Annotated in this window: 24 protein-coding genes; 9 read left to right on the top strand and 15 right to left on the bottom strand. The window is 37.5% G+C overall.

Annotated features, from left to right (window positions below; translation table 11 throughout):
• The first annotated feature begins 21 nt into the window (after window positions 1-21).
• From B9T27_RS13965 to B9T27_RS13945, 5 genes are all read left to right on the top strand, one after another.
• The gene (locus B9T27_RS13965) at window positions 22-912 is read left to right on the top strand and encodes an SDR family oxidoreductase (protein ID WP_086207422.1); all 891 of its coding nucleotides are present in this window, start codon (window positions 22-24) and stop codon (window positions 910-912) included.
• Window positions 912-2,525 carry an acyl-CoA carboxylase subunit beta gene (locus B9T27_RS13960; RefSeq protein ID WP_086207421.1) on the top strand — a complete coding sequence of 538 codons (1,614 nt, stop codon included), beginning with the start codon at window positions 912-914 and terminating at the stop codon, window positions 2,523-2,525. The genes B9T27_RS13965 and B9T27_RS13960 overlap by 1 nt, the downstream gene beginning before the upstream one ends.
• Before the next feature lie 70 nt (window positions 2,526-2,595).
• The gene (locus B9T27_RS13955) at window positions 2,596-3,753 is read left to right on the top strand and encodes an acyl-CoA dehydrogenase family protein (protein ID WP_086207420.1); all 1,158 of its coding nucleotides are present in this window, start codon (window positions 2,596-2,598) and stop codon (window positions 3,751-3,753) included.
• Between the two features lie 15 nt (window positions 3,754-3,768).
• The gene (locus tag B9T27_RS13950) at window positions 3,769-4,608 is read left to right on the top strand and encodes an enoyl-CoA hydratase/isomerase family protein (protein WP_086207419.1); all 840 of its coding nucleotides are present in this window, start codon (window positions 3,769-3,771) and stop codon (window positions 4,606-4,608) included.
• A gap of 1 nt (window position 4,609) precedes the next feature.
• The gene (locus B9T27_RS13945) at window positions 4,610-6,550 is read left to right on the top strand and encodes an acetyl/propionyl/methylcrotonyl-CoA carboxylase subunit alpha (RefSeq protein WP_086207418.1); all 1,941 of its coding nucleotides are present in this window, start codon (window positions 4,610-4,612) and stop codon (window positions 6,548-6,550) included.
• A gap of 60 nt (window positions 6,551-6,610) precedes the next feature.
• Here B9T27_RS13945 and B9T27_RS13940 read toward each other — a convergent pair whose 3' ends face one another.
• The 9 genes from B9T27_RS13940 to rplM form a co-directional block, all read right to left on the bottom strand.
• On the bottom strand, window positions 6,611-7,027 hold the full coding sequence (locus B9T27_RS13940) for a roadblock/LC7 domain-containing protein (protein WP_416224410.1): 417 nt from the start codon (window positions 7,025-7,027) through the stop codon (window positions 6,611-6,613).
• Between the two features lie 15 nt (window positions 7,028-7,042).
• Window positions 7,043-7,576, bottom strand: coding sequence for a GTP-binding protein (locus B9T27_RS13935; protein WP_086207416.1), 534 nt, complete (start codon window positions 7,574-7,576; stop codon window positions 7,043-7,045).
• Between the two features lie 12 nt (window positions 7,577-7,588).
• Window positions 7,589-8,536, bottom strand: a complete 948-nt coding sequence (locus B9T27_RS13930) for a hypothetical protein (RefSeq protein WP_086207415.1) — start codon at window positions 8,534-8,536, stop codon at window positions 7,589-7,591.
• A 62-nt stretch (window positions 8,537-8,598) separates the two neighbouring features.
• On the bottom strand, window positions 8,599-8,958 hold the full coding sequence (locus B9T27_RS13925) for a hypothetical protein (RefSeq protein WP_086207414.1): 360 nt from the start codon (window positions 8,956-8,958) through the stop codon (window positions 8,599-8,601).
• A gap of 303 nt (window positions 8,959-9,261) precedes the next feature.
• Complete coding sequence (locus B9T27_RS13920; protein WP_086207413.1) at window positions 9,262-9,924, bottom strand: hypothetical protein; 663 nt, start codon at window positions 9,922-9,924, stop codon at window positions 9,262-9,264.
• Window positions 9,925-9,940: 16 nt separating this feature from the next.
• The gene (locus tag B9T27_RS13915) at window positions 9,941-10,375 is read right to left on the bottom strand and encodes a ClpXP protease specificity-enhancing factor (RefSeq protein WP_086207412.1); all 435 of its coding nucleotides are present in this window, start codon (window positions 10,373-10,375) and stop codon (window positions 9,941-9,943) included.
• A 26-nt stretch (window positions 10,376-10,401) separates the two neighbouring features.
• Entirely contained in the window at window positions 10,402-11,055 is a 654-nt protein-coding gene (locus B9T27_RS13910; RefSeq protein ID WP_086207411.1) for a glutathione S-transferase N-terminal domain-containing protein, read from the bottom strand.
• Between the two features lie 348 nt (window positions 11,056-11,403).
• On the bottom strand, window positions 11,404-11,790 hold the full coding sequence (rpsI, locus tag B9T27_RS13905; RefSeq protein ID WP_086207410.1) for a 30S ribosomal protein S9: 387 nt from the start codon (window positions 11,788-11,790) through the stop codon (window positions 11,404-11,406).
• A gap of 13 nt (window positions 11,791-11,803) precedes the next feature.
• Complete coding sequence (rplM, locus tag B9T27_RS13900) at window positions 11,804-12,232, bottom strand: 50S ribosomal protein L13 (protein WP_086207409.1); 429 nt, start codon at window positions 12,230-12,232, stop codon at window positions 11,804-11,806.
• 875 nt (window positions 12,233-13,107) lie between these two features.
• On the opposite strand from rplM, the gene pdxA reads away from it, so the two are divergent.
• The 3 genes from pdxA to B9T27_RS13885 are packed head-to-tail and all read left to right on the top strand — an operon-like array spanning window position 13,108 to window position 15,757.
• Window positions 13,108-14,076: a 4-hydroxythreonine-4-phosphate dehydrogenase PdxA gene (gene pdxA / locus B9T27_RS13895; protein ID WP_086207408.1), complete on the top strand. Its 969-nt coding sequence runs from the start codon at window positions 13,108-13,110 to the stop codon at window positions 14,074-14,076.
• A gap of 19 nt (window positions 14,077-14,095) precedes the next feature.
• Window positions 14,096-14,908: a 16S rRNA (adenine(1518)-N(6)/adenine(1519)-N(6))-dimethyltransferase RsmA gene (gene rsmA / locus B9T27_RS13890; RefSeq protein WP_086207407.1), complete on the top strand. Its 813-nt coding sequence runs from the start codon at window positions 14,096-14,098 to the stop codon at window positions 14,906-14,908.
• Window positions 14,909-15,757 carry a symmetrical bis(5'-nucleosyl)-tetraphosphatase gene (locus B9T27_RS13885; protein WP_086207406.1) on the top strand — a complete coding sequence of 283 codons (849 nt, stop codon included), beginning with the start codon at window positions 14,909-14,911 and terminating at the stop codon, window positions 15,755-15,757.
• A gap of 171 nt (window positions 15,758-15,928) precedes the next feature.
• Here B9T27_RS13885 and B9T27_RS13880 read toward each other — a convergent pair whose 3' ends face one another.
• From B9T27_RS13880 to hflX, 6 genes are all read right to left on the bottom strand, one after another.
• Window positions 15,929-16,378, bottom strand: a complete 450-nt coding sequence (locus tag B9T27_RS13880) for a DUF2147 domain-containing protein (RefSeq protein WP_086207405.1) — start codon at window positions 16,376-16,378, stop codon at window positions 15,929-15,931.
• Window positions 16,379-16,568: 190 nt separating this feature from the next.
• Window positions 16,569-17,018: a DUF2147 domain-containing protein gene (locus B9T27_RS13875; RefSeq protein WP_086207404.1), complete on the bottom strand. Its 450-nt coding sequence runs from the start codon at window positions 17,016-17,018 to the stop codon at window positions 16,569-16,571.
• Window positions 17,019-17,359: 341 nt separating this feature from the next.
• Entirely contained in the window at window positions 17,360-17,803 is a 444-nt protein-coding gene (locus tag B9T27_RS13870) for a DUF2147 domain-containing protein (protein ID WP_086207403.1), read from the bottom strand.
• A gap of 96 nt (window positions 17,804-17,899) precedes the next feature.
• Entirely contained in the window at window positions 17,900-18,568 is a 669-nt protein-coding gene (locus B9T27_RS13865; RefSeq protein WP_086207402.1) for an LrgB family protein, read from the bottom strand.
• Window positions 18,569-18,577: 9 nt separating this feature from the next.
• Complete coding sequence (locus tag B9T27_RS13860; protein ID WP_086207401.1) at window positions 18,578-18,949, bottom strand: hypothetical protein; 372 nt, start codon at window positions 18,947-18,949, stop codon at window positions 18,578-18,580.
• A 37-nt stretch (window positions 18,950-18,986) separates the two neighbouring features.
• Entirely contained in the window at window positions 18,987-20,327 is a 1,341-nt protein-coding gene (gene hflX, locus B9T27_RS13855; protein ID WP_086207400.1) for a ribosome rescue GTPase HflX, read from the bottom strand.
• Window positions 20,328-20,717: 390 nt separating this feature from the next.
• Here hflX and B9T27_RS13850 point away from each other — a divergent pair, with 390 nt between their 5' ends.
• Entirely contained in the window at window positions 20,718-21,536 is an 819-nt protein-coding gene (locus tag B9T27_RS13850) for a lysophospholipid acyltransferase family protein (RefSeq protein WP_086207399.1), read from the top strand.
• Window positions 21,537-21,582 lie beyond the last annotated feature (46 nt).

Raw genomic sequence — 21,582 nt, 5'->3', positions numbered from 1 at the left:
TAGAAAAGGAAGCCGGATAAGATGAGTTATCACTCAATATTTAGACAAGATGCATTTCAAGATAAAGTCATTATCATCACAGGTGGTGGTTCAGGCATTGGACGTTGTACTGCACATGAACTGGCTTCACTAGGTGCTCAGGTAATTATTACTGGCCGAAAAATTGAAAAGCTGGAAAATGTCAGTAAAGAAATTATTGAAGATGGCGGCAAAGTTCATTTTATCGTGTGTGATAACCGGGAAGAACAGCAAGTTAAAGAGATGATTGCTGAAGTGATTGAGAAGTTTGGCAAGCTCGATGGTTTAGTCAATAACGCAGGCGGTCAATTTCCTTCAAACTTGGAAAGCATTTCTGCGAATGGCTTTGATGCCGTAGTTCGAAACAACTTACATTCTACTTTCTATCTAATGCGTGAAGCGTATAACCAATGGATGGCAAAACATGGTGGCAGTATTGTCAACATGGCTGCTGACATGTGGGGAGGCATGCCAGGTATGGGACATTCTGGTGCTGCACGTTCAGGTGTCGATAACCTCACTAAAACTGCTTCAGTAGAATGGGGACGTTCAGGAGTAAGGGTAAATTGTGTTGCACCGGGCTGGATTATTTCTTCTGGAATGGATAATTATAGTGGTGATTTTGCTAAATTTATTATTCCCAGTCTAGCAGGTAATGTCCCGTTAAAACGTATGGGAACCGAATCTGAAATATCATCGGCCATTTGTTATTTGCTATCGGATGCAGCAGGATTTATTTCAGGTGTCACCTTAAGAGTTGATGGTGCTGCATCTCAGGGAACGCGGATGTATCCTCTTGCAGATGCTACCAATAGCGAGTCATTCAATGGTTTTCATCGCGCCTTTATTCCCGAAGTGCTTAAAAAGAAAGAGCATCAAGAGGTGGCCGAATAATGACTATTTTTCAATCTGAAATTGCTGTGGGCAGTGAGCAGTACGAAGTCAATAGAGCTGCTTTATTGGCTCAACTAGAAGAAGTCCGTGCTATACAAAATAAAGGGCTTGAAAAGTCGTATGCTGCAAAACCCAAGTTTGATAAGAAAGGTAAAATTTTACCGCATGAACGAGTACGTCTGGTTTTAGATGCGGATTCCCCCTTTATTGAACTGTGTGGTCTAGTCGGTTACGGCATGCATGATGATAAAGATGGTTCTGATGCGGGTGGGGGAATTATTGCAGGAATTGGTTTCGTCAGTGGTGTGCGTTGCCTCGTATCTGCCAGTAATAGTGCGATTAAAGGTGGAACTATTGCACCAATGGGGGTACAAAAAACCTTACGTCTACAAAAAATAGCTTTGGAACAAAAGTTACCAATGGTCACGCTCACGGAAAGTGGCGGCGCTAATTTGAATTATGCAGCAGAAGTATTTACATCGGGTGGGACTACTTTTGCCAATCAAGCACGGATGTCAGCAGCTGGTATTCCCCAGCTTTCTGTGGTACATGGCAATGCAACAGCCGGTGGGGCATATCAACCCGGGCTTTCAGATTATGTGATTACTGTACGTAAGCAAACTGAAATGTTATTGGCTGGTCCACCCTTATTACTGGCAGCCACAGGTGAAGTTGCGACTGCTGAAGAATTAGGTGGTGCAGAAATGCATGCCCAAGTTGCCGGAACAGCAGAATATTTAGCTGAAAGTGATGCGGACGGAATCCGGATTGCACGTGAAGTTTTTGAACATTTAAACTGGAAAGAACAGACCAAAGCTTTTGATATTGCGTATAAAGAACCACGTTATTCCGTAGAAGAATTACTCGGTATCATTCCAGCAGATCCGAAACAACCTTTAAATATGAAAGAAGTGGTTGCTCGCTTGGTTGATGATTCTGACTTTTTAGAATTCAAGCAAGAATATGACAATCATACGGTATGTGGTTGGGCAAAATTGGGTGGCTTACATCTTGGTATTATTACCAATAATGGTCCAATTACGCCACAAGGTGCAGCCAAGACGGCACAATTTATCCATCTGTGTGAACAAACGAATCGACCTTTATTATTCCTGCATAACACCACTGGTTTTATGGTCGGAACGGATGCGGAACAAAATGGCATTATCAAACATGGTTCCAAATTAATTCAAGCCGTAGCCAATTGTTCGGTACCTAAGATATCAATTGTGGTTGCTGGCTCCTATGGTGCAGGTAACTATGCTATGTGTGGTCGGAGTTTATCTCCAGATTTTATTTTTGCTTGGCCCAATTCACATGTTGCAGTGATGGGTTCTGCTCAGGCTGGCAAGGTTTTACGTATTGTGGCTGAAGGGAAGCAAAAAGCTTCAGGTATGGAGCCAAATGAGCAAATGCTAGATTTCTTGGAACAAAGTACAGCAATGAAACTGGAACAGCAATCTACTGCTTTATTCAATACAGCCATGCTACATGATGATGGAATTATTGATCCAAGAGATACTCGAAAAGTACTCATTTTTTTATTACAAACCATTTATGAAGCTGAACATCGTCAATTAAATGCGACCAAGTTTGGTGTATCACGCTTTTAGTAATTTCTTTCCTTTAAGTCTGGAAAGAGAAAATAGATTTAAAATAAAAAAATTAATTTAAGGAACAACAATGAAATTTACATCAGAGCATGAAGCACTACGTCGAACTACACGTCAATTTGTAGAAGCTGAACTCAATCCATTTATTCCCGAATGGGAAGCCAAAGGACAATTTCCTATTCATGATGTCTTTAAAAAAATGGCTGATTTAGGTTTGCTGGGAATTTGTAAACCTGAAGAAAATGGCGGTTTAGGACTGGATTATTCTTATAACTTGGTGGTTGCAGAGGAACTTGGACGCGCAGCTTGTGGTGGAGTGCCTTTGGCTATTGGCGTACAAACAGATATGGCAACGCCTGCACTAGCACGTTTTGGTAGTAAAGAACTTCGTGATGAGTTTTTAACACCAGCGATTGCGGGGGAATATGTAGCTTCAATTGCAGTATCTGAAGTACATGCTGGTTCGGATGTGGCTGCTGTAAAAACCACGGCGAAAAAAGACGGCGATGATTACATTATCAATGGAAGTAAGATGTGGATTACCAACTCACTTCAAGCCGACTTTTTTTGCTTATTGGCCAATACTTCTGATGCTAAGCCTCATTCAAATAAATCCATGATTATTGTCCCTGCTAAAACTAAAGGGATCAGTTTTTCAGAGCCTTTGAATAAATTAGGGATGCGTTCAACAACAACAGCAGAAGTTTATTTTGACAATGTCCGCGTGCCACAACGCAATTTAGTTGGTGCGGAAGGCATGGGTTTTATGATGCAAATGCTGCAATTCCAAGAGGAACGGATGTGGGCTGCGGCTAATGCGATTGGTGGGCTTGAGCATGTGATTAATCAAACCATTGCTTATACAAAAGAACGCAGTACCTTTGGTCAACCCTTGATTAATAATCAATATGTTCATTTCCGTTTTGCAGAACTGATGACAGAAGTTGAAGCATTGCGGGCATTAACTTATCGCGCTTGTGATTTACATATTGCTGGTGAAAATGTGACGCAATTAGCCTCTATGGCAAAATTGAAAGCTGGTCGTTTGACCCGTGAAGTTGCAGATAGTTGTTTGCAGTACTGGGGTGGCAATGGCTTTATGTGGGATAACCCAGCTTCTCAACTTTATCGTGATGGTCGTTTAGGTTCAATCGGTGGTGGTGCAGATGAAATTATGCTCGGTATTATTTGTAAATTGATGGATATTTTACCATCGAAGCGTAAATAACTTGGAGTATTACCGATGACATTATCCCGTTCTCTTGGCAATTTACAGTTAGATGACAGTATCCAAATTGAATTATCAGATGGTATTTTAAAACTGTGGTTGAACCGTCCCGAAAGTCGCAATGCCATGAGTCTGAATATGGTGCAAGCAATCCAACAGATTTTTACGGCTATTCAGGATGATCTCGCCATTCGAGCCGTGGTCATCCGTGGAAAAGCGGGTCATTTCTGTGCCGGTGGCGATATTAGGGATATGGCGCAACTGCGTGGTGATGCTATGAATATTGGAAGCAATCAACCTTATGTCGACTTCAATCGTCAATTTGGTGCCATGCTTGAACAAGTTGATCAAGCACCACAAATTGTTGTTGCTGTATTAGAAGGGGTAGTTTTAGGTGGCGGAATGGGACTTGCTTGTGTCTCTGATTTTGCATTGAGTTTTGCCGCTACAAAATTTGGCTTACCCGAAACTGGATTAGGGGTCATTCCTGCACAAATTGCACCATTCGTAGTTAAGCGTATCGGTTTAACTCAAACCCGACGTTTAGCACTTTTAGGCAACCGTTTTGATGGGAATACTGCTTTGCAATATGGCTTAATTCATGAAGTTGTTGAGCATGAAGCTGCATTAGAATTGGCTTTAAGTTCTGTAATCACACAGATTAAACGCACAGCGCCACATGCTTCTCGTGTGACTAAGGCATTATTACACCAGACCTTAACAGAACCGTTGAAACCATTACTGGATACTGCTGCTCAGCTTTTTGCAGATGCCGTGAGTAGTGCAGAAGGTATGGAAGGTACCATGGCATTTGTACAAAAGCGTAATCCAAATTGGATGGATGAGGAAAAGTAGAATGGCATTTTCAAAAATTTTAGTCGCAAATCGTGGTGAAATTGCTGTTCGAGTAATGCAGACTGCGAAAGCAATGGGCTATGCAACTGTGGCAGTTTATTCAGATACAGATCGTGATGCACGGCATGTAAATATTGCAGATGAAGCTGTATATATTGGGGCATCAAAAGTATCAGAATCTTATTTATCCATTCCAAATATTATAGAGGCTTGTAAAAAAACTAGTGCTGACGCCGTTCATCCTGGTTATGGTTTTTTATCTGAAAATACTGATTTTGCTGCAGCTTGCTTTGAAAATGGGATTACTTTTATTGGGCCAAGTGCAGCATCCATTGAGCTGATGGGCAGTAAGCGTCTATCAAAAATCGCGATGATTCAAGCAGGTGTACCCTGTGTTCCAGGTTATGAAGGTGATCAACAGGATATTGAGTATTTAGCTAAACAAGCAGAAAAAATTGGCTATCCATTAATGGTCAAAGCTTCTGCTGGTGGTGGCGGACGAGGTATGCGTTTGGTTGAGCAATCGTCACAATTATTGGAATCTTTAAAAACAGCACGTTCAGAAGCTAAAAATGCCTTTGGTTCGGGTGAGCTGATTCTTGAAAAGGCAGTGATTGCACCAAGGCATGTTGAAATTCAAGTTTTTGGAGATACACATGGGAATCATGTTTATTTGTTTGAGCGTGATTGTTCAATTCAACGCCGTCATCAAAAAGTGGTTGAAGAAGCGCCTTGTCCAGTAATGAACCCTGAACTACGCAAAAAAATGGGTGAAGCTGCAGTTGCCGCCGCAAAATCCTGTCATTACATTGGTGCTGGAACAGTTGAGTTTTTATTAGATCAAACCAGTACGTTCTATTTTCTTGAAATGAATACTCGTTTGCAGGTGGAACACCCTGTAACGGAAATGGTGACAGGATTAGACTTGGTAGAGTGGCAATTGCGGGTTGCGAATGGTGAAGTTTTACCACTCAAACAGTCTGAACTAACTTTGAGTGGGCATGCGATTGAAGTCCGTTTGTATGCAGAAGATCCCCGTCAAAATTTTCTACCACAAACAGGGCAAGTCTTACGCTGGCAACCAGCGGATTTGCCTAATGTCCGTATTGATCATGGCTTGATGCCTGAAGGGGATATTAGTCCTTTTTACGATCCAATGGTGGCAAAAGTCATTGCTTATGGTAAAACCCGTGAGGATGCAATACGCTTATTGGCACGTGCAGTTGATGATTGTGTACTTTTAGGGGTTGATAGCAATAAACAGTTTTTAGTGAATTTGCTCTGTCATCCCATTATTGTGGCGGGTGATACCAATACTGCATTTATTCAACAACATTTTCACTCAGATCCAAGTTTACATCAGCAAAGTCTGGATTTAGAACATCTAGCCATTGCAGCCGCAATTTTGACTCAGTCATCTCGACAAACAGGTTGGAATACAGGAATTGCACCACGCTTACCACTAAAACTTAAAATTGATGATCAAAAAGTTGAGGTTTTCGTAAGGCAGCAACAGCATAGTATTACCGTTGAAAGCTGTGGCCAGTCTCAAACCATTGAGTTAATTCAACAGGATTCGATGCAACTCATCTATTCGATGAATGGGGTGCGCCGTAAAGTTAATTATGCATTACAAGATAATCGATTATATTTGGATGTGGTCAATGGCAATGTTTGCATTGAAAATATTACGTATGCAGCACCTGAATTAATAGAGGCTGAAAGTGATGGCAAAATGCGTGCACCAATGGATGGGGCAGTTATCAATATTTTTGTTAACTCAGGTGATATGGTCGTAAAAGGTCAAACCTTACTGATTCTAGAAGCCATGAAAATTCAGCAACAAATTAAGTCTGACGTCGATGGTATCGTTGAAGAGGTCATTGGGCAGATTGGACAACAAGTGAAAAAACGTCAAGTGCTCATGCATATTCGTCTTTAAATGAAGAAAGCCATCTATAGAAATATAGATGGCTAACGAAAAAAAGAGGCTCTATTTAAATCATTTTTCAGAATGATGATGAGTGATAGCATGACTTGCACTTTTTAATGCATACAATAATTGTCCAAGTAGAACATCTTTCACAACCAGTGTCACAATCACCATAGGGTGCTTTTCCGCAGGAATCGCGGTTAGAACAGCCTTACCATTTTCCGCATCGAGGGTAATACTCTGACAGCCATTGAGCTGAATCTCACCTAGAAATGCACTGACCATTGCTAAAATTGAACTACTGACCGCCGCAAGCTTACTGGCATTGTAAATATCACGTTTATGCACACTACCGAGTTCAAAGCCATCAGTTGAACAGAGCATAATAAATTCGACACCTTTAACATTCAGCATAACGTCATGAATTTGGGCTTTAGCATATGTGATTAAATCTTCAGGTGCTGTTCTGGTTTCTGTCATATTCATCATGCTTAACTCCGATTATAAGTGTTTAATTTCAAATGAAGTAATTAATGTTTTTAATAATAATAGGATGTCTTCTTTTTTTCTGGCATCGACAAAATAGAGTGGGTGGTTTAAATTTCGTTCTAACAACCAATTTCGATATTGTTGAGTAGATTTATTCAAATCTTCATCAATATGCGTAATTGCAATGGTGATATTTTCACCATATTGTTTAAATGTATCAATATAATAACTCAATTCATCTAGTGGTTTAGCTAAGGTATGATCAATTAAAATAATAATACCAATCGCACCTTTACAGATCACACTCCACATAAAGCTAAAGCGCTCTTGTCCTGGGGTTCCATATAGTCCAATTTTATTACCATCATCTAAAGTCACTTCGCCATAATCAATTCCTACTGTTGTCTGTAGTTTTTTATGACTTTGTTCATCTGTATTGAGTGCTTCAGTGGCTAAAACTGGAATTTCAGACAGTGACTTAATTGCTTCTGTTTTACCAGACCCCATTGAACCAGCAAAAACTATTTTAAATTGTTGAATAATCATATTTTACTCTTATTAAAAACCAAATTTGCTTTTCAATTTGCCAAAAAAACTTTTCAGCACACTTTGTTCTTGATTTTCTAATATGTCTTGACCAAACTTACTATCTCTGGCCGAAATTTTTTCTACATTCTGAATAGCTAAATTAGCCATGATAAAGTGTTGTACTGTAGTGATTGGAAGATCCAATTTTTTAGCAACTGCTAATATTTCAGCACCTTGGGTAAAACAGGCTGAGAGTTGCAATATTGTTTTTTGATCAGAAGTTAAGGGTTGAGGCCAAAATTGAATACGGAAATAGCCATGTTCATTTGGATAAGGACAGAGTTGCGGCGAATTCCAAATTAGATTAAATAACCAATCTTCTAAGTTGTATTGGCGTTTACGTGATACTTTAATGAAATCGGCAGTTGATGCATCTTCAAAGCTAATACTTAAGTCTGTTTTAAAGTCTGCCCGAGTAGGTTCTAACCACGCGAAATGCATATTGTGATCAATAATGGCAATGGTACCGAATTGATCATAAAAATGAAGTTTCCTATTGTTTTGTTGATGGATGGTCTGAAAATATTCAATATTTTTCAGCAAGTATTGATTGAGTTCAGAATCATCCACAGTAGCTAGATCTAAATCTTCGAACTGCAAATTTATTTTAAGCCAATCCTGTAAAATTTGATCATCTAAAATAGGAAAATAAAGGGTATCTAGATGTAAATCCTCAGTATGAATATTTTTTTTAGAAATTTTCAAATAGGGAATTTTTTTAGTTTTAATTATATTCTGAACATTTTCATTGTCATAAAAAATTTCATTAATAAATAAACAATCTAGATTTTGGTCAGCGATACTTGTCCAATTAATTCCAATTTCATGGGGCAAAAGGTGGCGAAGTCGGATTTTAAGATCCTCTGTCGTTGTTGAACCAATTCCTGAGATTGCAATATTGATACAAGGATTATTCATAATATCACTTATTAAATATTTTAAATTCCTCACTATATCTATTGATATAATGAGGATGTCGATTAAGAAAAAGTCAAATCAATTTCAAAATTCTTTAAATCATGGCGAGCCATTGCAAGGTTTGATTTTGAGCGATCTAGTACCAAATATAAAAATACATTTGGATTTTTTTCAAGTGGGCGGATAATATGATATTGTTTACCTAAAGTGATTAAAATATCTTCAATCGTATCGTTAAGTTTTAAAGCATTTGCTACTTTCCGTTTAGCTCTTACAACTTCTGTATTACCCGCAGCCGCGAGTTCCAAATTAATTTCTTTACCACCTTCAGTCGCCAGTGCAAGACCACTTTCACTATCGACTAATGCTGCTGCACAGAAACCATCAATATTTGTTAATGAGTTGAGGGATACTTTAGCCATATTTTTTTTCTCTTCTGTTATTTTACAATTATTGAATAAATTACTCTAGGGTTTAATTATTCTATCCAGTGGAGTAATAAATATTATTATATGAGTGCATTGTATTAAAGCAATACGATTCATTCTTAATTTAAAAAAATAGATTAGACTGTTTAATATATCTAAAATTTAAATAGGTTATTATTTTAATTACATCACATTAAGTTAATACAATATGCTTTATACAGCATAATTACTTAATTTTTATAATTGTAACAAAAAATAATTAAATTTATCTAAAGGTTAAGTAAATTTAAGTTTATTTTACGCAAAAATAGATTTAAATGCATAATACAAAACGGTTAAAACCAAGAATGCGACTATAGGCTCTAGAATTTTAGCCCATGTCGGTTCTGTTACGCTTGGTGCATGCGTGGTGATCTGATCATCTAGCTTTTTATTCATAACTTGACTATTTACCATTTGATTAAACTCCTTCATTGTTTCATCTAATGATAGCTCTTCTTGAGAGATAGGTTGAGTACCAATCAGCTCAGTTAGATCATTGGTTAGCCAAACCCAATCCTTAGCTTGACCAGAAAGATGTTCAATCTGGCCAAGTAGTAATTCACGGATCCCATTTTTGCCATAATGGCCTGTTTCATCCAGTTGTTTCAATTCTGCAAATTGGAAGGTTAGAAAATCGGTACAGGCTTTTTCCAAATCGTTTTTGTTTAATTTAGATTGATTGTGTTCAGATGTAGTGAGATGTCGTGCAATTTCTTGAATATATAATGGATCTTGAGTCTGTATTTCCTGATAGGTTTTAATATCATCATTACGCCATAAACTGATGAGTTTTCCTAATGTAAGTGTATTAATTTCATTGATATATTCGTTTTTTTCTTGTGTTTCATAGTGGCTTAAGAGCTGAGGCTTTTGACTCTTTATCTGCTCTGCAAAATATTGTACTAAATCAAAAGCCATATAATTCTCCTTATTTTTACTCTAAAATTCTTAGACTTGGTTTCTTCTTAGTTACATCAGATTTTTGTGTTTCTGTAGTGTTTGATTTTAAAGCATCTTCATCTATTTTAACATGAGAATATTCCTCAGGATCAAAGAACATACCTTGACCATTTTCACGAGCATAAACGCCCAGTACAGCATCTATTGGGACATAAATATCTTTAGATACACCACCAAAACGTGCAGAGAAAGTAATGGCTTCATTACTAATATTCAGTCTATGTACCGCATGCGGAACAATATTTAAGACAATTTGACCTTCTTGTACAAATTGTGTCGGTACATCTGTATGTGGACGTGTAGCATCGACCAGTAAATGAGGTGTTAAGTGATTGTCGCAAATCCACTCATACATTGCACGAGCAAGATATGGACGAGTAGGGGTTAAATTCAATTCTTGTTCAGACATCAGAAATTACTCTATTCATTTGCAAATTATGGATGGGTTAAAAGTGCACTATATCGGCTTTTTTCTTGAAAAGTCATTGATTTCAAGAAGGCTGGACGATTAAAAACACGTTGGCAATAAAGCAAAATAGGGCGACATTGCTGTTTCGGGAGATTAATTCCCATCTGCTCTAACCGTATAAAAATAGGCGCTAACATACAATCTAAAATTGTAAAGCTTTCAGACATAAAATAGGGATAGTGCTGAAATAAAGGGGTTAAAGAAATCAAGGTATCTTTTAGTTGTTTCTGGGCTTTTTTCTTATCTTGCTCATTTAGCGTGTCAGGATGACATAACATAATATCTGCAAGTTTTAACCAGTCTTGTTCAAATCGCCAGATATATTGGCGTTGTTCAGCACGTGGGGCAGGCGCATCTGCATAGAGTTTATTTTGACGATAGCGATCATCAATATACTCAGAAATAATGGCAGTATTAAATAATTTTAATTCATTTTCGATGAGCATGGGCAATTGGTTGTAAGGATTTAAACTCGCTAAATCCTCGTCTTCATCTTCAACCATAATTAGATGATATTTGATTTGCTTTTCTGCGAGCAATAATCGAATCCAATGCGATCGAAAGTCATCGGTATGGCTATAAAGCGTAATTCCTTGAACTGGAGCATTTTCAATAGACATAGACCAAAAACTTAACAGAGTGAATAGAGTAGGATACTAAAAATTGCTCATAAAATCACGATGCCATTTTTCTTATAATAGTAGAACCTGTAAAAGCTGGAAAAATAATTGCTATTTTTTGAATTTTTTTGATGTAATTGCCTAGTGAGAAAAAAAATCATTAATAAAAGAATGGTTATTCGAATGATGAGTAACAGAACAGATTGTTGTAAAAATTTAAAACTAGAGAAAAAATCATCATATTTCTAAATGCAGTGAATATTTTTAGTTTGAGTACTGTTCATGTTTTTTCAGAGATAAAAAAACCTCGGCAAATGCCGAGGTTTTTTGTCCGATTCGGTAAACGAATTAACGTTTAGAGAACTGAGGACGTTTACGAGCTTTACGTAAGCCAAGTTTCTTACGTTCAACTTCACGAGCATCACGAGTAACGAAACCAGCTTGACGAAGAGCAGGTTTTAAAGTTTCGTCTAGAGCGATCAAAGCACGAGTAATACCGTGACGGATTGCGCCAGCTTGACCACCAATACCACCACCAGCAACAGTGATGAAAAGGTCAAACTTTTCAGTAACGTCAAGAAGTTCTAAAGGTTGACGAACAACCATACGAGCAGTTTCACGACCGAAATACTGTTCGATAGAACGGTTATTGATTACGAGTTTGCCTGTACCAGGTGACAAGAAAACACGTGCAGTTGCGGTCTTACGGCGACCTGTACCATAGTTAGTAGCCATGTGCTGTTATCCCTTAGATGTCCAAAACTTGTGGCTGTTGAGCTGTATGTGGATGCTCAGTACCAGCGTACACTTTCATTTTTTTGATCATTGCGTAACCAAGAGGACCTTTAGGTAACATACCTTTAACAGCTTTTTCTAAAACTGTTTCAGGTTTGTGAGCAATTAACTTCTCGAAGTTAGTCTCACGGATACCACCAGGGAAACCAGTATGGCGATAGTATTTCTTATCCTGAGCTTTTTTACCAGTCACAGTGATTTCTTCAGCATTGATTACAACGATATAATCGCCAGTATCAACGTGAGGAGTATAAGAAGTTTTGTGCTTACCGCGTAAACGACGAGCGATTTCAGTCGCAAGGCGACCTAAAGTTTTGCCAGAAGCATCAACAACATACCAGTCATGTTGAACTTCAGCAGGCTTAGCGCTGAGAGTTTTCATTAAACCACTACCTATTATAGTTGGTTTGGACGGTGGAATCTGTCCAAACAAAGGAGACCGAATTCTATATGAAAGCGGGAAAAACCACAATCGAAATATAGAATTTCAAGCGAGCTATTGTATATTAAACAGGCTGTTGTTGATAGTGTATTGGCATAATCATTTAAATAAAGATAAATCATGAGTTTATGGATAGATAATAAATAAGAGTAAGCATTGTCTTGTTGTTTAAGTTTTTGAATTTTAATAACAAAATAATATTTTTTATTGTTGTTTTATATTCGATGGGATTAAGAAGTTTTGTATTTTATATTTATAAGCTTATAGCTGATTGATTTATTTTTATTAATAATATTTTTGCTGATTTGTCCTATAAGCTACTTTATTTTTGTTTAAAAGTTTCTCTCGATGTTTTTTTATTTGTATATTGACCTTACTTTTATCTGCTGAATTTGGTTGTACTTTTTTTATTGCTTATTATCGAGCCTATTTTTATAAAGATTTTAATTTGTTATTTGTTATTTGTTATTTTCGATTCTTCGAATAATGATTTTAGTTTTTATGTCTCATCGTTCTTATTGATGTAGAAAGAATAGGGCTCGTGAATGAATTATATTTTTAGATGCGTAGGCACGTAGGATGTTAAAAGCTATTATTAGCCAAAATATAAATATATTTTAATTTTTTAAAAGGTTGACTAAAGGTTTTAATTTATTTTTAAGTCTCATAAAACTAATTTAAATCAATTATATAGTTCTTTTAATCGCTATGATTTATTTAAAAATTGAGTGTGTTTTTAGCCAGAAAATAACAATGTGACCTTTAGTGTAAGAAAAACTATAATAGCATCAGATTAAATTTTAAGTTGGATAGCCATGCTTCCTTTATATGTCACCAGTGGTGAGCCTGCAGGGATTGGTCCAGATATTTGTTTAAGTTTGGCAAATCGTGTGGATGAGCGTCCAATTGTGATTTTAGCTGATATCAATATGCTGAAACAGCGTGCTGAAATATTGAATAAAAATATAGAATTAATTGAATATCAAGGACAAATGGAGCCCTCGCCTCAAGGTCAGTTGTATGTGGAGCATGTACCATTAAATACAGAAGCCATTCTAGGTAAATTAGATTCTCAAAATTCAGCTTATGTATTAGAGCAATTACGTCGTTCAGCTGATTATGCTCTGTCTGGAAAAAGTGTTGGAGTAACCACGGCACCAGTACAAAAATCAATTATGAATGATGCAGCTATTCATTTTAGCGGGCACACTGAATACTACCAAGAGTTTGCTGGCGTAGAACGTGTAGTGATGATGCTTGCCACCAAAACTTTGCGTGTTGCCTTAGCAACAACACATTTGGCTTTACGCGATGTCCCTGATGCAATTACACCAGAGCGTTTACATCAAGTGATTGATATTCTGATTCACGATTTAAAAACTAAATTTAAAATAGAGCAGCCACATATTTTAGTTTGCGGTTTAAATCCACATGCCGGTGAAGATGGTTATTTAGGTCGTGAAGAAATTGAGGTGATTAATCCTGTGTTGGAAACGTATCGAACGCAAGGCATCAATATTAGTTTAAGTCTACCTGCCGACACTTTATTTACCCCTGAACATTTAAAAAATGCCGATGCTGTTTTAGCGATGTACCATGATCAGGGTTTACCTGTGTTAAAATCTCAAGGGTTTGGTGAAGCAATTAACATTACTCTAGGCTTACCGTTTATCCGTACTTCTGTCGATCATGGCACAGCACTCTCCCTTGCAGGCACAGGACTCGCAAAAAGTTCAAGTTTGCATGTTGCTGTTGATTTAGCGCTTGATCTGGCTCGTAACTAATTCACGTTGGAACTCATTTATGTATCAAATTAATGCCTTAAACCCAAAAGCTGAAGGGCATCAAACGCGGAAGCGTTTTGGACAAAACTTCTTACATGACCAACGTGTAATTGCCAAAATTGTACGTTCTGTTGCACCACGTAAAGGTGAAAATATTGTTGAAATTGGTCCTGGCTTAGCGGCATTAACATCGCCATTGATTGGTGAGTGTGATGCCTTAACAGTGATTGAGCTAGATCGTGATTTGGCCGCCGGGTTACCTGGTCGAGTACCACATCCTGAGCGCTTAACCATTATTGAAGCAGATGCTTTACGGTTTGATTACACCCAGTTGTTTGAAGAAGGCCGTCCTTTACGTGTGGTAGGCAACTTGCCATATAACATTTCTACCCCATTACTGTTTCATCTTTTACAGTTCGGTGGAAATGTGAAAGACATGCACTTCATGTTGCAAAAAGAAGTTGTGGATCGTATTACCGCATCACCAAATACCAAAGAATATGGTCGTTTGTCTGTGATGATTCAATATTTCTGTAAACCTACATTTTTATTTGAAGTACCACCAGGATCATTCAATCCAGCACCTAAAGTAACCAGTGCTGTATTCCGTTTGGTTCCTTATGCTGAAAAACCGATTGTTGCTAAATGTGAAAAAGCTCTGGCTCGATTAGTCGGACATGTATTCACACAACGCCGTAAAACTTTGCGTAATAGCTTAAAAGGCATGCTTGTTGAAAATGGTTTTGAGAATGCAGGAGTTGATCCGATGGCACGTCCTGAAACTTTAACTCTGGCTCAGTTTGTTGCGTTATCAGACCAAATGGTGGCCTAAATGGCGCGTCAAAACGTTCGATATAATTATGTCATTGGTGATGTGCAGGGCTGTTTTGAAGCACTAAAAGCCTTACTTAAACAGATTCAATTTGATCCGGATCAAGATTTTATTTGGTTTGCTGGCGATTTAGTAGCGCGTGGTGAAAACTCGATTGGTGCACTGCGTTTTATTAAAAAATTAGTAGATCGTGGTGTTGCGGCCACGGTACTTGGTAATCATGACTTAAATCTTTTAGCATGCGCTCGTGGTATTAAAAAAGTGAAAGATCGGGATCATACACAAGACGTGATTGATGCGATTGATAGCGATGATTTAATTGATTGGTTACGCAAGCAACCACTCTGCTTATTTCCGAATGAACGTACCATATTAACGCATGCTGGTATTCCATGTATTTGGACTGCGGAGCAAGCGGCACGTTTAGCAAAAGAAGTCGAAGCTGTTTTAGCCGCTGATGATTTTTCAGTTTTAGATGGTTTTTTAAAAGAAATGTACGGTACTGAACCTGACCTTTGGTCAGATGATTTGACTGGAAATTCACGTTTAAGAGCTATTACTAATTATTTAACCCGCATGCGTTTGACTGATCAATACGGACGCCTTGAGTTTAGCTTTAAAGACAGTTTAGATGATGCAATGCCTGAAGGTTTCCAACCGTGGTTTGAATATGCATCCAATGCAGCTCAAACGCATCAATTAATCTTTGGCCATTGGGCGGCATTACAAGGAAAAACCATTAATCCACAGATACAAAATGTCGATGGTGGTTGTGTTTGGGGTAACCAACTGATTGCCTATCGTTTGGAAGATCAGATTTTATTTCGGGTTGATAATCCAATAATGTGATGTAAACGTGAAGTTTTATTAATTAAAAAAGCCAGTCTACCACTGGCTTTTTTTATTTGAGCTTAAGTTTGTGAGCATCTTAGTTATGGCTGTTTTAATGAAATGTATTTGAGATTTTTCATTTAAGCAAAACGGATGAAGCTCATTACTTTAATGGCGTAAATTCCATTTTTACTCAATACGAATCCAAGTTTGGCTACGACCCAATGCAGATACACCCATATAGCCACGGAAAAATAGTTTTTTACCATTTGGACTTAAGCGGCCTTTTAAGCGATAAAATCTGCCACTGACAGGATCTAAAATACGACCATCTGTATAATTTGTTTGATCTTGTGTTTTTAGACCAGAGATGACTTGCATGCCTAAAATTTGCTTATTGGTAAAGGGGGCAGGGCAATTGGTACAAATTTCTTTCGGCGTATAGCCTTGTCGTGGCGTGATTTTATGAACTTTACCAATATAAGTTCCATCTGCGGCTTGTTCAATTCTGACTTGCCCCTTTGGCTCTCCAGTTTGGTCATCAATATAACGCCAAACACCAGTAATATCTTGAGCACATGCGACAGTGCTGATAAAAATAGAGATGATAATGCTCAGGGATTTGTACAAATTTCTCATGTTCTTTTAGATCTTCCTTGGTGGCAGTTGTTATGTAAAATACTTTTACATTCAACTGGATATAATTTTTGTTTAAATAAGTATGCATTTTAACTGATATTTTTTTCAAAATCATTCTTAAAATTTAACTAAAGGCAATTTTGATGATCCTTTTATTTGTATTATTAACGTGAGTGGTTGGAATACTAGATTATTCAATCCGAATCCATGTTTGACTACGCCCTAGAATAGAAACCCCAATATACCCTCTAAGTTGTAGTCGTTTGCCATTCGGATTTAATTTTGCTTTAAGACTATAAATTTTACCGCTATTGGGATCTAAGATTTTTCCGTCCGAATAATCATTACCTTCTATATGTCTTAATCCTGTAATGGCATTGATGCCAATAATTTTTTTATTGGTATATGGTGCTGGACAATTAACGCATAGTTCTTTGGGGGTGTAACCCACTCGTGGTGTAACTTTAATGATGGTACCAGTGTATGTGCCGTTTGAGTCCTTTTTTAATTCAACGATCCCTTTTGGTGCCCCAGTTTTATCATCAATACTTTGCCATAAACCTGAAATATCTTGAGCAAAGATAAGATTACTCATACTCAATAATAAACAAGTGCTGAATAATTTTATATTAATTTTCATAAAAGTATCTCCTTGAGAATAATTTAATCAAAGCTTAATAGAGACATATCATTTTGAGTATTTATTGATTAATTTTTAGCATGTTATTGGCTTTAAAAATACTTATTCTTTATTGGGATATACGATAGATATTAGATTTTAATTCAGATGAGTGATATTTTTTTTTCAAAAAATGGTGTTGAAGATAGGATCTAAACAAGTGCATGCTCAGGTATTTTGTTTTAAGTACCATGATAACCACAAAAGACATTTAACCGTAATAAGACCTGATTAAATGTCTTTGAGCATAAGCTTAGGAAATGAGGACAATAAAATATTATTTTATTGGATTTAAATAGAGATTAGTCACGAATCCAAGTTTGACTACGTCCAAGTGCAGAAACACCGACATAACCGCGTAACTGTAGTCGTTTACCATTTGTACTGAGTTTAGCTTTCATAGAGTAAATTTTACCAGTCAAAGGATCAAGAATACGTCCACCATTGTATTCATCTTCTTTAACAAACTGTAAACCTTTAAGGACATCTAAACCCAAGATTGGTTTATTAGTATAGGGGGCAGGGCAATCTACACAGATATCTTTCGGTGTATAGCCAGGTCGAGGTGTAATTTTAATAATTTTCCCAGTATAACTACCGTTCGACTCTTTGCGAATCTCGAGAATCGCTTTAGAAGAGCCAGTTTTGTCATCAATATTTTTCCAAATCCCTGTGATATCTTGCGCAATTGCCCCACAACTTAATGTAGAAAATAGGCATGCTAAGATAAATTTATTTAGTCCCATTCTTTAAACGTCCGCCATCAACTAAGTAAAGTAATTAACTATATTAAGATGAAAAAATATTTGATGCAATCAAATGCAGTGTGAGCTTAATCACATTTATTGGATAATTAGTACAAACATCGGTAGCCAAATCGCCGTGAATACGGCATTTACTGCCATTCCAAATGCAGCATAACGACCAGCAACTGTACCACGCTGCCATGCTTGAGCAGTACCAATAGCATGAGCTGCAAGCCCTAAAGCTAAACCAGATGCACGTTCATCATGAATATTTCGTAAAATAATCGATGAAAATGCTGCACCAATCACCCCTGATAAAATCACAATTAAAATCACAAGTGTGACTGGTGAGTGTAATAAAGTGGCAATATTAATCGCAATTGGTGTGGTCACAGCACGTGTAGCAAATGCCATGATGGTTGGTTCAGACATATGTAGTAAATACGCTAAGCTCATGGGTAAAGCGACAGCACTAATACTGGCAAAAACTAAAATTCCAATCATAGATTTAAGGGGTAAATCATCAAAACGCATTGCAGCCAGTGGAATAGCCAGTGCTACAGTGACATAGCCCAGTAAATGACTAAAAATACCATTCATTTGAAGATTATATTGTTCATACGGAATTTTAAGTAACAATAAAAGTCCAATGACAAAAAACATGGCAATGACCAATAATGGTATTTGTGGAAATCTTTTATTTACTGGTTTTGCTGCTAAGTAAGCAATTAGGGTAATCAGGAAACCAACGAGAATACTAAACATGATGAGCTCCTATAACCACTTCTTCGCCATTTTGGCATAAACCCATAGTGGGATAAGTGTACTGACGCACATCACCAATAAAAATAATGGAATTTCTTTCCCCATACTCACTAACATGAGCAACGAACCAGCACAAATTGGTAAGAAGGCAAAGCCACTTTCTTTCATCAGTTTATTGTTGGTATCGACCAGACGTGATGGAATTTTTTTAAATTTTCGCAGCAGTACTAGAACGAATAATAAACTTAATAAACCGATGAGATTACCCAATTCAGGGTGGTTGAATTGAGACATCATCAGAACTGATCCTTCACGGAAGAAGATAATCAGTCCGAGTGTAAAAATCCAAGCTGGCCAATCAATATTTTTGAAATAATGCATGTCTGCTGATTTATAAATAAACTATACCTTTCACCTTTTAACCGATATTCGGTTTAATTTCAAACTCTTCTAAAGGTCTTTTGAATTGTTCAGCCTTGATTCCGAGTATCTCATCAATCGGTAAATGCGCTTGTTTAATGAGTTGCTCCAGTTTATGTGGTGCGATCATCACGCTTAAATGTAAATTTCCTGCATCATCAAAACTTTCATCTTGAATCACATTTAATGCATAGAGTTGGGTGCGTAATTTGCCATACGCAGGCTTAAGCACAACATCAAAATTTTGAATTTGTCCCATTAAGCATTCTTGTACTGCTTGGCGTAATAAATCTAAACCCTGTCCTGAGTGCGCTGATACGTATACGGATTCAGGCATATGCGGTTGAGCATAAATAATTTTCGCCTCTTCGCCAGATTGGTCAATTTTATTGTAGACACGTAATATTGGAACATCGGTGCCAATTTCTTTGAGTACTTTTTCGACGGCCTCAATTTGTTCTAACATTTCTGGGCTGCTTGAATCAATTACATGCAATAGTAAAGTGGCTTCCAGTGTTTCTTCCAGTGTGGCTTTAAATGACTCAACCAGTGCATGGGCAAGATTCCGTACGAAGCCTACAGTGTCTGCCAAGACTAAAGCTCCAATACCATCCCAATTTAAACGTCGTAGCGTTGGATCTAAGGTTGCAAACAATTGATCGGCTGCATAGACGTCGGAGTTGGCTAAGATATTAAACAGTGTCGATTTCCCCGCATTGGTATATCCAACCAATGAGACTGTTGGAATGGCTGCTTTTTGACGTGCAGCACGACCTTGGATACGTGTTTGACGGACTTTTTCTAATTTATCTTGCAGTTGCCCAATGCGTAAACGAAGTAAACGACGGTCGGTTTCCAGTTGAGTTTCACCTGGCCCACGCAATCCAATACCGCCTTTTTGGCTGTCTAAATTAATTCGACCACCAACAAGACGAGACGATAAGTGGTTTAATTGCGCCAGTTCAACCTGTAGCTTTCCTTCATGTGTTCGTGCGCGTTGTGCAAAAATATCAAGAATGAGTCGTGTACGATCAATGACACGACATTGAATCACTTTTTCTAAATTTCGTTCTTGAGATGGGCTGAGTGCATGATCAAAAATCACCAAGTCAGCTTCTAAGGCTTTAACTTGCTCAGCAATTTCTTCGGCTTTACCTGAGCCAATAAAGTATTTTGGATCGGGTTTTATACGTTGAGCGTGAATATGTTCTAAAATTTCTGCACCCGCAGATTTGGCCAATAGGCGAAACTCTTCTTCATCAAGGTCTTCTAGCATTTGTACAGAGACACTGACTAAAACAGCTCGTTCACTACCTTGATGTTGCTCAGAATATTCCACAGATATTTAGACTCTATTAATTGGCTTTATCTCTTCATTCTAAAGTAAACGGAGAGCTTAGTGCGAAAGGGAATTAAAGAATTGCAATAAATATTTTAGACAGTAAAACTAAACTGCCACAATACAAAATAATGTAGCCCAGTAAGGTACTGAGCCTTAGCCTTCGATTTATTTTGTAGACACTTTTAAATATTTTGAGCGTTTGCATAATTAACAGAACCCGAACATATATTACTGGCTAAGATCTAGATTAGAGAATGAGATGCCAAAATAAAATGCTCAATGTTTAGCTGATTTGTTCTGTTTTTATGATCAATGCAACTTTTTGTGTAAATGTATACAATGTTGAAAATGACATTTAAATAAGTATTCTCTATTTAGTGAGCATCTATGACTCAAGAACAATATGCAAAAAAGTCGAAAGCCCCATCTAAGTTAAGTGCGGTATCTAAACTTTTTTTATATAGTAAAAAGTTGGTTACGGGCACGACCGTGATTGCTGAAGGTTTTTATTTGGTTTTCCGTCACCAACTCTATAAAGATCCGAATAATCCGCTTAATACGCGTTATGTACAGTATTTTTGTCGTCGGTTATGTGATGTATTTAATATTGATTTACGTGTGCATGGTGATATTCCAAGACAGCCCGCACTTTGGGTGAGTAATCACATTTCGTGGTTAGATGTAGCTGTACTGGGTTCAGGTGCTCGGGTTTTTTTCCTCGCTAAAGCTGAAATAGAAAAGTGGCCAATTTTTGGTAAGCTCGCCAAGGGAGGGGGAACGCTCTTTATTAAGCGTGGCTCGGGTGATTCAGCCCGTATTCGTGAACAGATCACCACATTTTTAATGAAAGATATCCCCGTACTATTTTTTCCTGAAGCGACTACGACAGATGGTACGCGGGTTAAAAAAGTACATGGTCGTATTTTAGGTGCGGCAATTGAAGCGCAAAAACCTGTACAAATTTGTTTGATTTGTTATGTCAATAAAAAGGGTGAGTTAGATACAGTCGCTCCATTTATTGGTGATATAAATTTTATGGAGCATGTGCAAGCAGTGTTAGAAATGCCGAAGGTGATGGCACATTTAAAAACCTTGCCTGCAATTTCTGTAGAAGGGCATACCATTGAAACGCTGACTCAGCATGTGCAAGAAATGATGCAACAAGGTCTTGCAGATTTGCAACGTGAAGTACTTATTCATTCATAAATAAGTTGAACAAGGTAGGGTTTCTTAATAACCCTACTTTGAATTA

The organism is Acinetobacter sp. ANC 4648 (genome assembly GCF_002135345.1).
In the GTDB taxonomy this organism is placed as follows: domain Bacteria; phylum Pseudomonadota; class Gammaproteobacteria; order Pseudomonadales; family Moraxellaceae; genus Acinetobacter.
This window is presented reverse-complemented; position numbering and strand designations above follow the sequence as displayed.